Source organism: Mycobacterium asiaticum (assembly GCF_001673365.1).
In the GTDB taxonomy this organism is placed as follows: domain Bacteria; phylum Actinomycetota; class Actinomycetes; order Mycobacteriales; family Mycobacteriaceae; genus Mycobacterium; species Mycobacterium asiaticum_A.
Genome location: NZ_LZLS01000088.1, coordinates 1 through 11,112, shown reverse-complemented (window position 1 = coordinate 11,112; position 11,112 = coordinate 1). Strand labels below are relative to the sequence as shown.

The 11,112-nt window shown below is 64.3% G+C and carries 7 protein-coding genes and 2 pseudogenes; 4 read left to right on the top strand and 5 right to left on the bottom strand.

Annotated features, from left to right (window positions below):
• From A5634_RS09840 to A5634_RS09825, 4 genes are all read right to left on the bottom strand, one after another.
• On the bottom strand, positions 1-1,247 hold a 1,247-nt coding region (locus tag A5634_RS09840), incomplete at its 3' end, for a PE family protein (protein WP_065143860.1).
• Positions 1,248-1,515: 268 nt separating this feature from the next.
• Positions 1,516-3,804 carry an isocitrate lyase ICL2 gene (gene aceA / locus A5634_RS09835; RefSeq protein WP_065143859.1) on the bottom strand — a complete coding sequence of 763 codons (2,289 nt, stop codon included), beginning with the start codon at positions 3,802-3,804 and terminating at the stop codon, positions 1,516-1,518.
• Between the two features lie 102 nt (positions 3,805-3,906).
• Complete coding sequence (locus tag A5634_RS09830; RefSeq protein WP_065143861.1) at positions 3,907-4,626, bottom strand: MBL fold metallo-hydrolase; 720 nt, start codon at positions 4,624-4,626, stop codon at positions 3,907-3,909.
• Positions 4,626-5,906 (bottom strand): hypothetical protein, encoded by a 1,281-nt coding sequence (locus tag A5634_RS09825; RefSeq protein ID WP_065143858.1) that lies wholly within the window; start codon positions 5,904-5,906, stop codon positions 4,626-4,628. Before A5634_RS09825 ends, A5634_RS09830 begins: the two co-directional genes overlap by 1 nt.
• A gap of 100 nt (positions 5,907-6,006) precedes the next feature.
• Between A5634_RS09825 and A5634_RS09820 the strand changes: the two genes are divergently transcribed.
• Together A5634_RS09820 and A5634_RS09815 are read left to right on the top strand one after the other, a co-directional pair.
• Positions 6,007-6,315 carry an ArsR/SmtB family transcription factor gene (locus A5634_RS09820; protein ID WP_065143857.1) on the top strand — a complete coding sequence of 103 codons (309 nt, stop codon included), beginning with the start codon at positions 6,007-6,009 and terminating at the stop codon, positions 6,313-6,315.
• 15 nt (positions 6,316-6,330) lie between these two features.
• Positions 6,331-7,335, top strand: a complete 1,005-nt coding sequence (locus A5634_RS09815; protein ID WP_065143856.1) for a zinc-binding dehydrogenase — start codon at positions 6,331-6,333, stop codon at positions 7,333-7,335.
• 14 nt (positions 7,336-7,349) lie between these two features.
• Here the strand turns inward: A5634_RS09815 and A5634_RS29335 are convergent.
• Positions 7,350-7,448, bottom strand: a pseudogene (locus A5634_RS29335) (hypothetical protein); the annotation flags it as partial.
• On the opposite strand from A5634_RS29335, the pseudogene A5634_RS09810 reads away from it, so the two are divergent.
• Together A5634_RS09810 and A5634_RS09805 are read left to right on the top strand one after the other, a co-directional pair.
• A pseudogene (locus A5634_RS09810) lies at positions 7,447-7,803 on the top strand (hypothetical protein); the annotation flags it as partial. The pseudogenes A5634_RS29335 and A5634_RS09810 sit on opposite strands and share 2 nt — an antisense overlap.
• Before the next feature lie 434 nt (positions 7,804-8,237).
• Positions 8,238-11,112: PPE family protein (locus A5634_RS09805; protein WP_065143855.1), on the top strand; the 2,875-nt coding region annotated here is incomplete at its 3' end.

Here is an 11,112-nt window from a genome sequence, read left to right as displayed (position 1 = left end):
GCGGGACGGAACCGGATAGCAGTGGCAGCGGCAACACCACCGGCGCCCCCCGCGCCCGCCGCGCCCGCCTGGCTGAACAACGCGCCGCCCTGGCCGGCCGCGCCACCCATACCGCCGCTACCGCCGGCGCCACCGTCACCGCCGATACCGCCGGTCGAGCCCGCGGCGCCAACCGCGCCGTGCCCGCCGGTGCCGCCCGCGCCGCCGGTACCGCCCACACCGCCGGCGCCGCCGTTGCCGAACAGCAGTCCGGCCTGGCCACCGGCCCCGCCGTTGCCGCCAAGACCACCGGTGCCACCGCTGGTGCCGTTGCTGCCCAGGGGCACCCCGTCTGTACCGGCCGCACCGACGATGCCCGATCCGCCGGCGCCGCCGGCGCCGCCGTGGCCGAACAGAGGTCCAGCACTACCGCCGGCGCCACCGTTGCCGCTGACGCCACCGCCGATGCCGCCCGCTCCCCCGGCGCCTCCGGCGCCATACAGGGATCCGCCGGTACCGCCGACTCCGCCGTTGCCGCCGGTGCCGGTTGCCGAAAAGCCGCCCGCGCCGCCGACTCCGCCGGTGCCGAACAGCGAGGCCGCGCCGCCGACGCCGCCAGCGCCGCCGATGCCCGATGTCGCGGCGCCGCCCGCGCCGCCCGCGCCGGCAGCCCCGAACAGTCCGGCGGCACCGCCGGCGCCGCCGATTCCACCGGTACCGCTGGTCGCGGACCCGCCGGCGCCCCCGATGCCACCAACGCCGAACAGTCCCGAAGCCCCGCCGCTGCCGCCTGCCCCGCCGTTTGCGGCGCCGACACCTGCCGCACCGGAACCGCCGGCGCCACCGTTGCCCAGAAGCAGTCCACCGGCGCCGCCGTTCTGGCCGGTTCCCGCCGCGCCGTCGATGCCGTTGCCGATTAGCGGGCGGCCCAATAAAGCCTGCGTGGGCGCATTTATTACATTAAGCGTCTCACGCAGGATTGTCGCGCTGACTGCCTCGGCGCTGGAATACGACGCGGCGCTGCTCTGCAATGACCGCACAAATTGATCATGAAAAGCCGCGGCCTCGGCTGCCAGATTTTGGTAGCTGGCCGCGTGTGCGCCGAATAGGGCCGCGATGCGTGTGGATACCTCGTCGGCGGCCGCGGCGGCCACTTCGGTCGTGGGCAGTATCGCAGCGAGGTTAGCTGCGCTGATGCTGGATCCGATGCTCCCGACGTCCGAGGCCACTGCCGCCAGCGTCTCGGTTGCTGCAATCACGTACGACATGGCAGTACATCCCGCTTTCCCGCAAGTATCCCGATGCGCAGAATGCTATTCGTCAGATGCCTGATTGCATCAAATTTTGGCCTTCGTTATCTAAACGTTATAGCCCACATAGGAAACGTCTATGCACTTTACAAAGCACGCATAAATGCTGTGCAAAATGGGGGTTGTACGGCCTTTAGGCACCTCGCGGCGGCCGGCCGGGGCCGGTGCGCAAAGCAAAGCCCCCCGTGAATCCGAAGATCCACGAGGGGCCCGGCAAAACCAGCGATCAGTCCTCTTTGAGAACCAGCTTGCGCAGCGCCTCGCGGTCAGTGTTCAGCAACTCCTGGATGCGCGGCTTGTTCACCTCGGCGACGATGATTTCGCCGACCTCCTGGTAGACCTCGCTGAAGATGCCGTGGGACTTCATCTTTGCGGTCTGGTACTGGTTGTCCTCGGTGGGCGTGACGTAGTAGACCGCGTCGGCCTTGAACCGGTGCACCAACCACAGGTGAATGAGGGTCATCAGCCGCTTCTGGCGCAACTTTTCGGCGAAGGTGTTCTGGTCGCGCACCTGAAGGATGCTGCGGCCGTGCCGGTCCTTGATCGGATCGACGACGACGTTGGCCAGCTGCTCTTCGCCCTCCCCGTAGATGCCGAGTTCGAGGACATCGGAGCCGGCGCGCCGTGGCCGCAGTGTGACGCGGAGCTTCTCGCCGAGCTGGTAGTGCTCGCTCCACAGCGCCAGCCATTCCTCCAACAGCTTCTTGGGCACCTCGGTCTGCACGAGATGCTGATGCTGGGTGGAGCCCTTGCCCATCGACTTCGTGGTTGCGGTGCGGCCGGAAGATGCGGCCAACGCCGCGTCGCTACGCGGCCCGCCGACCAGCGTCTGTGGGGTGCGGTACGGCGACTCGACCAGGCGCATCTTGCGCTGCAGGCGAGCCAACGCCAGCATGCCGTCCTGCTTGAGGTTGGTGGCGAACTCCTCGGCGGCCACACCGTCGATCTGGTGCCCGCCATAGGTGATGAAGTTGAAGACGAAGCCCATCTTGCCCAGCTCCACCGGGAACTGCTTCATCTCGTCGTCGGTCATACCGGTGGTGTCCCAGTTGAACGACGGCGAAAGGTTGTAGGCCAGCATCTGGTCGGGGAACTTGGCGTGGACCGCATCGGCGAACTGCCGAGCATCGGCCAGATCCGCGGTCTTGGTCTCCATCCAGAGGATGTCGGCAAAAGGCGCCGCCGCCAGAGATTTGGCAATCGCATAGGGGATGCCGCCGCGGATCTGGTAATAGCCTTCGGGAGTCTTGGTCAGCTCGCAATCCCAACCGGCGTCGGCCCCGAGTTCCCGGGCCTTGGCCCGCGCGGTGTAAAGCGAGGCCGTCGCGGCGAATTCCCGCCACTCGTCGGGCGTCATGCTGCTGGGTTCGTCTTCGCTCACCCCGAATTCGAGCTTCTCGGCCACGGCCTCGCCGTAGGTCATCACGCCGGCGTCTTCTTCCCAGGCGGCCACGAAGCGCGATTCGACCTCGTCGTAAACGTCGTCGACCGATCCTTCTCCGGCATCCCGCCAGGACTTGACGGCATCAGAGATCAAAGCGTTGACGCCTTGGCTTTCCAGCCATGCGTCGGCCGACGCGTATTCGCCGTCACTGAGTGCGTAGAGCAGATGACCGTTGAGTTCGGTCACTCCCGAGTCGTAGAACCGGCGCACCATGGCCAGGAAGCAGGACTTGTAGGACGGCACGTTCAAGTTGGTCGCGCCGAGCAGGAAGGGCTGGTCACGCTCGTCGGCACGACTGTCGATCAGGTTGGCGGCTTCGGCGTCGGTGCGCGCCACGATGATGCCGGGAACGCGCATGACATCGAGCTGGAAGCGGGCGGTGTTGAGCCGCTTGATCTGTTCGTCGGACGGCACCAGCACCTTACCGCCCTGGTGGCCGCATTTCTTGGTGCCGGGACGCTGGTCCTCGATGTGATAGCCCGGGACGCCGACCTCGACGAAGCGGCGAATCAGGTTGCGCACGTGCGGGTCCCCGCCGTGGCCGGTGTCGGCGTCGGCGATGATGAACGGCCGGAAGTCGTAATTCGCCGCGGTGGCCCGCTGCTTTTCGCTCATCTGCAGGCGCAGGTATTCCTGGTTGCGGTCGGCGGTCAGCAGAGCCCGCACCAGCACCGCCGCGTCGTCGGGAACCTGGCTGAGCGGATAGCTGGCCAGGTCGGGGCCCGGGTCCTCGGTGATGGACCCTTTGGCCGAGGTTGCCCAGCCGCCCAGGTAGATGGCCTCGATACCCATCCGCTTCATGCTGACGGCCTGGCCGGGCGAATAGGGGCCGAAGGTCGTGATGCTCTTCTTCTCCGCAAAGAGTTCGCGAAGCCGCTCGTAGAAAGCTTGCGCCGCTTCGCGCGCCACGGTGTAGTCGGTGGGAATGGTGCCCCGCTGTTCTGCGACCTGTCGTGCTGTGTATAGGCGAGTGATCGCGCTGAAGCGTGAGCTTTCGAGGTATCGCTGCGTGGCGGCGACATCCTGCTCGAACGATGATTGGACGGCATTGTCCGTCTCGGCGATGGCCATGGCCCTGCGCCCCTCCTAAGCCGCGATTCCTTTGACGCAGGTGAGTGTATGCCCCAGATGAGTGAGCTAAATCACCGGATAGCAACCCAATAACATCCCGGCTCACCCAGACCGATGTGCGTGACGCGTTCTCAACCAGTCCCGTTGCCGGCGGATGAATTCGGCGTCGACGACGCTGCCGTGGCCCGGCACGTAGACGGCATCGGACCCGCCCATTTCCAGAAGCCGATCCAGTGTGGCAGGCCAGCCGTCGACGTCGGAATCGGCGTCGATGGCCGGGTCAGCGGACTCCTCCACGAGGTCGCCGGTAAACACCACCGTCGGGTCCGCCCCGGGGACGCCGGGTATCAGCACCACCAAGTCCGATTGGGTGTGGCCCGGTCCCAGATAAGCGATCCGCACGGTGCGGTCACCGAGATCGACCAGAGCGTCATGGATTCCGTGCTGCGGGGGGTGCAACGCTGCGATCGCTCGATCGACCTGCCTGGCGTCCGCGCCGTATTCCACTGCGTCCGCACGAAGTTGATCCGTGGCGGTTAACAGGTATGCCACCACGTCCGGCATGCAGTACAGCTGCGCGCTGTCAAACAGCGACGAACCTAAAACGTGGTCAAAGTGCTTGTGCGTCAACACAACATGTTTCACCTCGGCGGCGCTGAGCCGCTGGGCATCGGCCCGGATCGTACGTGCCTCTTCGAGCGTAGAGCCGGTATCGACCAGCAGCGCTCCGTTACGGCCGCACACCAGGCCGATCGTGACGTCGCAGAACGGCAATCGGCAGCGGTGCACGCCATCGGCGAGTCGTTCCCAGTTGTGGTGCATCAGCTCGGTCGCAGCACCGCCGAGCCGTACCAATGGCAGACGAAGAGCGCGAGCTCGACGTCGACTCGGTCGTCGATCGGCCGACCCCGTCGCGCCACGGCGCGCTCAACCCGATTCCGCAACATATTGAACGTCATCCCTAATTGCCGGGCCGCCGCCTCATGGGTAGACCCGCGGTTCAAGAACAACCGCAGGGTCTCCCGCAGCACGGCATCGTCGTCGGTGTCGGTAGCCAGCCCGCCGAGCACGTCGGCCACCCAGCCGCGGACCTCAGCGATATCGGTGCCCAACAGTGCTGCCGTCATCATGTCCGAATCCGTTGCCGCCGCGACTATCCGAGCGGGTAACTCGCTTCCGTGCGCCAGCACGGCGGCACGAACCCGCTGTGCCTGACGATGAGACCGGCGAAATCCCTCGACGCCAGACCCTAGGGCTCCTATCGCAATGTTCATCGAATCCGGCCTGGCCGAAGCGTATTCGCGTACTTCGGCAGTGAGATCCCCTCGGGTTACCTGGAAGGGTAACCAGACCCAGGCGCTGTCGGGGGCGGCTGCGGCGAATAACGGGCCGGCACTGGCACCGAGGACGCCGGCCAGGCCATCGGTGAACTCCTGCAGCCGGGTCAGTTCGTCGCCTGCATTGGCGCCTTGGTACCACAAAATGAGCGCAAGGTGAGTTGCATCCAGAGGGTAACCAATTGCGGCGGAAGCGGTTTCGACGTCTACGTCATCGGTGTCGGCCAGTATGTCACGCACCCGCATAGCCCGGATGCTGTTTTGGTTCTCCAGCCAGTGCCCACGTTCGTCCTCGTACTCGGCGACCATCGTCGCCGAGACCCGGTCGACGTACTCGAGAACCACGGTGGTGACGGCTTCGATCACAGCCACTCGGGTGTTCGGCTCGACATCGAGGGCGCGCAGCTCGGCAAACACGAGTTCGGTGAGGTGGCGCTGGCCCAGCCGATAAGCGCGCACCAGGGTGTTGATCGGTAGATCCTGCTGAGCGATGAGCCGGGCGTATTCCATGGCCGGTTTCGGAACATCGGTTTGGTCGACTTCAGTACCGTGCAGCAATACCCCGATGACCGCCATCAGGTTCGACTCCACACTCGCGGCCAGCACCGCGATCATGCGTGCGTCGGTGCCGAGTTCGGGGATTTGCTCCTCTAGCCTGGCTTGAATCGTGTCGCTGATCTGCCTGATCTGCTGCTCGAGTCGCGACGCAAGCAAGACGACCCAGCGCTGCACGACCTCGTCGGCGGCTGAACGTTCGTCGGTCACGTCCCTGACGGTAATACCAGTCCACTGGCGCCGGAAACGCGCCGCCACGATGCGTCGGAGATAGTTGACATGTCGGAAAGTCCCAACATATATTGCGCAGATGACTGGCCCCGACCGGTTTTGCGACCGCCTTTTCATGGCCTTGGCAAATCCGGTGCGGCGCAAGCTACTTGAGATTCTGACGCGCCAGCCGCTGTCTGCCGGGGAACTCAGTGATCGGTTCGAGCTTTCTCGGCCGGCCGTTGCCGAACACCTCAAGGTGCTGCGCGACGCCGGGCTGGTCACCGACGAGGCACAGGGTCGCCGGCGCATCTACCGGCTGACCGCAGAACCGCTGGCCGAACTGGGTGACTGGCTGTCTCCGTTTCGGCAGTTCTGGTGCACCCACGACCAATCGCCGGACCCCTGATCAGGAGGAAACACAATGCGCGCAGTCGTCATCACCAAGCACGGTGATCCGTCGGTCTTGCAGGTACAGGAGCGGCCCGATCCGCCGCCACCGGGCCCGGGCCAGCTGAGAATCGACGTTCGAGCGGCGGGAGTCAACTTCGCCGACCACCTCGCTCGCGTCGGGTTGTACCCCGACGCACCCAAGTTGCCGGCCGTGGTTGGCTACGAGGTCGCAGGCACGGTAGCGGCTGTTGGTGACGGTGTGGACACAGGCCGTATCGGTGAAAGGGTATTGGCGGGAACGCGATTCGGCGGCTATGCCGAGGTGGTCAATGTTGCCGAGGCTGACTCGGTGGTGCTGCCCGAAACGATCAGCTTCGAGCAGGGAGCCGCGGTCCCGGTGAACTATTCAACCGCGTGGGCGGGCTTGCACGGCTACGGCTCGCTACAGGCGGGCGAACGGGTGCTCATTCACGCGGCGGCCGGCGGCGTAGGAATTGCGGCGATTCAGTTCGCGAAGGCCGCGGGGGCAGAGATCCACGGCACCGCCTCGCCGGGCAAGCACGAGAAGCTGTCCGAGTTGGGAGTGGACCGCGCGATCGACTACCGCCGCGACGGTTGGTGGAAGGGACTTGGGCCCTACGACATCGTGCTCGACGCACTCGGGGGAACCTCGCTGCGTCGGTCCTATAGTCTGCTGCGCCCCGGCGGACGCGTTGTCGGCTACGGGATTTCGAATATGCAGGAAGGTGAGAAGCGCTCACTGCGCAAGGCCGCGCCGCACGCCCTGGCGATGTTGCGTGGCTTCAACCTGATTGACCAACTGTCAGAGTCAAAGACGGTCATCGGACTCAACATGCTCAAGCTATGGGATGACCGCGGCACGCTGGGACCCTGGATCAAACCGCTGACCGAGGCGCTGTACAACGGCACGGCGGCCCCAATCGTGCACGCGGCGGTGCCGTTCGCCGAGGCGCCCGAAGCGCACCGGATCCTGGCCGCCCGGGAGAACATCGGGAAGGTCGTGCTGGTGCCCTGAGCACGCCGACCACGCTATGACGCGTCGTCGAGTACCTGGTAGGCCGCGTTGTATCCCGGTGTGAAGGTGATGCCCGGGCCGCCGTGACAGCCGGCACCGCCTAGGTAGATTCCGCACGACATCGAGGTCGTGCGGCAGGCTGCGACCGCGCGTAGCGAGTTGATCAGCGCCGATCGTATTGCGAACCACTTGCGCGTGGTGCAGTCCTCGTTCGCAATGGTGCTGACCGAGTTCGTCCGCAACCGGCACCGTGGTGTTGGCGACGTCGATCTGGTTGCCGGAGTAGCCGGAGCCACCCTCGCGGCGGCTCTGGTTGTGGCGGTTGAGAGGTGGGGCCGCAACGGATGCGTGCAAGACCTCGGCGAACTCGTCGCGGCCAGTGTCGGCTTGGTTCGGTCGGGTTTGGCGCCGCTGTCTTTGCGACGGACGGCTCCGACGTCAACAAGGGCGCCGGCCGTTGAACGTTAATGCAAAGTCCGGGGTGACGGTCGATTCTCCAACAAACGAAATTGAATTTATTGAGAGGTCTCTAGTAGGCAGCATTCGGGGGCGCGTGCGCGCGGATTGTATCGGCGAAAGTCAATCGTTCGACTACATCGGTGCGTGGTCTGAATCCTATTGCTGCACACGCTGAATCCCAGACTGAAGCTGCCGGGCGACCTATACATCAAGATAGGAACAATTGCTCCAAGGCGTCCTTGTAAAGATGTTTGTCAATCATCCAGTTTTGGTATAACGAGTTAATAACGGATAGATCGCGGTTCAATAAATATGTTCAGTCTTCCCGGGTCTCCGCGTACGTTGTCCGCTACCACATCAGCTCGACGAGGTCGGCGGGTCAGTTCGGCCGTTAGTTTGCGGTGCGGTTCCTAGCGGCGACGCCGCCTGAGAAGGGTAGAGAAATGGACTTTTCGGTACTGCCTCCGGAGATCAACTCTGCGCTGATCTACGCAGGTGCGGGCTCGGAGCCGATGTCGGCCGCGGCTGCGGCCTGGGGCGGTCTGGCAGACGAATTGAATTCGGCGGCGGCTTCCTTCGGAGCGGTGACATCCGGGCTGGCCAATGGGGCGTGGCAGGGACCGGCGGCGGCGGCGATGGCGGCGGCGGCGGTACCTTATGCCGGCTGGCTGAGTGCCGCGGCCTCTCGGGCGGCGCAGTCGGCGGCGCAGGCCAATGCGATGGTGGCCGAGTTCGAAGCTGTCCGGGTGGCCATGGTGCATCCGGAATTGGTGGCAGCCAACCGCAATTCTTTTGTCTCGCTTGCCTTGTCGAATATCTTTGGGCAAAATGCGCCGGCAATTGCGATCGCCGAGTCGCTGTACGAAGAAATGTGGGCGCTGGATGTGTCGGCGATGTCGGCCTACCGTGCCGGCGCCTCCACCGTCGCCTCCGCGCTGACGCCGTTTGACCAGTTGCTGCACAATCTGGCCGGGGTGGCAGCGGGCGTGCCGGCGGCGGCCGCAACACCCGCGATCACGGCAGGGCGGGCATTGACCGTGAGCCTCGGCCTGTCCAACATCGGCGGCGGCAACATCGGCAATGCAAACGTCGGCTACAACAACGTCGGCGGCGGCAACCTCGGCTCGCTCAACTTCGGCTGGGCAAACTCCGGTGACTCGAACGTCGGCGCCGCGAACCTCGGTGCCGCCAACTTCGGTTTCGGAAACCTTGGCAACACCAACATCGGTTTCGGCAACGTCGGGCTTGGCAACGTCGGATTCGGAAACACCGGCAACGGCAATATCGGTATCGGTCTGCGTGGCAATGGCCAGATCGGCATCGGTGGAATGAACTCGGGTACCGGTAATCTGGGCCTGTTCAACTCTGGTGCTGGCAACATTGGCTTCTTCAACTCGGGTAATGGCAACTTCGGCATCGGAAACTCCGGCGACGCCAACACCGGCTTCTGGAGTTCGGGCTCGGGCAATACGGGTCTCTTCAACACAGGCTCGTTCAACACTGGACTGTTCAATATCGGCGACGCCAATACGGGAAGCTTGAACGTCGGCAACTTCAACATGGGTAGCTTCAACCCAGGCGCGTCGAATAGCGGTTCGTTCAACATCGGCGCCGCGAACACCGGTTGGTTGAACGCCGGCGATATCAACACTGGGATCTTGAACAGCGGCAACTGGAACAACGGCCTGCTGAATACCGGCGACTTGAACACCGGCGTCCTCTACCCCGGCGTCGGGCAGGGCAGCCTGCACTTCGCGATCACAACCCCCGATCTGACCCTGCCGCCGATCGGGCTGCCAAGCATCGCGATGCCCGGCCTCCAACTGCCCACGCTCACGCTGCCTTCGATAACGATCCCGGCCTCGACGACACCGGCGAACATCGTGGTGGGTGGGTTTGGTTTGCCGGAGCTGGCGGTGCCGTCGTTGCAGATTGAGCCGTGGACATCACCAGCGAACATTTCCGTGGGTGGGTTCGGTCTACCGGAGCTGGCGGTGCCGTCGTTGCACATTGATTCATGGCAGACGCCGGCCAACATCACGGTGGGTGGGTTTGGTTTGCCGGAGTTGGCGGTGCCGGGGTTGCAGATTGAGCCGTGGACGTCGCCGGCCAACATATCCGTGGGTGGGTTTGGTCTGCCGGAGTTGACGGTGCCGGCGTTGCAGGTGGAGCCTTGGACGTCGCCGGCCAACATCACCGTGGGCGGCTTCGGTCTGCCGGAACTTACGGTGCCGTCACTGCACATTGATTCATGGCAGACACCGGCCAACATCTCGGTAGGTGGGTTCGGTCTGCCGGACCTCACGGTGCCGGCGTTGCAGGTCGAGCCTTGGACGTCGCCGGCCAACATCACCGTGGGCGGCTTCGGTCTGCCGGAACTCACGGTGCCGGCGTTGCAGGTGGAGCCTTGGACGTCGCCGGCCAACATCACCGTGGGCGGCTTCGGATTGCCGGAGCTGACGGTGCCGTCACTGCACATTGATTCATGGCAGACACCGGCCAACATCACCGTGGGGGGCTTCGGCCTGCCGGAGTTGACGGTGCCGTCATTGCAGATCGCGCCGTGGACGTCACCGGCCAACATTTCGGTGGGTGGGTTCGGTCTGCCGGAGTTGACGGTGCCGGCGCTGCATGTCGACGGGTGGACGTCACCGAGCAACGTCACGGTGGGTGGATTCAAGTCTCCCGCCATCACCGTGAACCCGACATCCGTGGATGGTTTCCAGACTCCCGCCGTTTCAACGGGCTCGTATACCGGTTACCTAGAATTTGGCGGGCTTTCGATAGACGGTTTCGGTATTGCAGGAATACGTATAGTTATTCCCAACACCATTGCCGCGCTACAGTCCGGGCTTCCGGGTGTCTTTCCGCAAATAGGTGCGTACATGAATGGCGCGGTCCTAACAGACGCGCCAGCCTCCATCTCTGTGGCCAACATCAGCCTCGGTCGTCTCAGGATCAACGGCTTCGGGTTTGACATGCCACGATTGATTGTGTCCGGCTTCACCCTTCCCGGGATCAGCGTCCCCGCCATGGACATTCAGGGCTTCACTCTGCCTCAGATCACTACCCCGGATTTCAACCTCCCAGCGATTTCGGTGCCTTCGGTTGGGGTGGGGCAGTTTACGTTGCCGGTGATTTCGACTCCGCCGATCAGTACACCGCAGATTTCGGTGCCTTCGGTTGGGGTGGGGCAGTTTACGTTGCCGGTGATTTCGACTCCGCCGATCAGTACACCGCAGATTTCGGTGCCTTCGGTTGGGGTGGGGCAGTTTACGTTGCCGGTGATTTCGACTCCGCCGATCAGTACACCGCAGA

What these genes read in the sequence shown, in the direction of transcription:
- aceA (WP_065143859.1), bottom strand. Translation starts at nt 3,804, where the DNA reads ATGGCCATCGCCGAGACGGACAATGCCGTCCAATCATCGTTCGAGCAG.
- A5634_RS09830 (WP_065143861.1), bottom strand. Translation starts at nt 4,626, where the DNA reads ATGCACCACAACTGGGAACGACTCGCCGATGGCGTGCACCGCTGCCGA.
- A5634_RS09820 (WP_065143857.1), top strand. Translation starts at nt 6,007, where the DNA reads ATGACTGGCCCCGACCGGTTTTGCGACCGCCTTTTCATGGCCTTGGCA.
- A5634_RS09815 (WP_065143856.1), top strand. Translation starts at nt 6,331, where the DNA reads ATGCGCGCAGTCGTCATCACCAAGCACGGTGATCCGTCGGTCTTGCAG.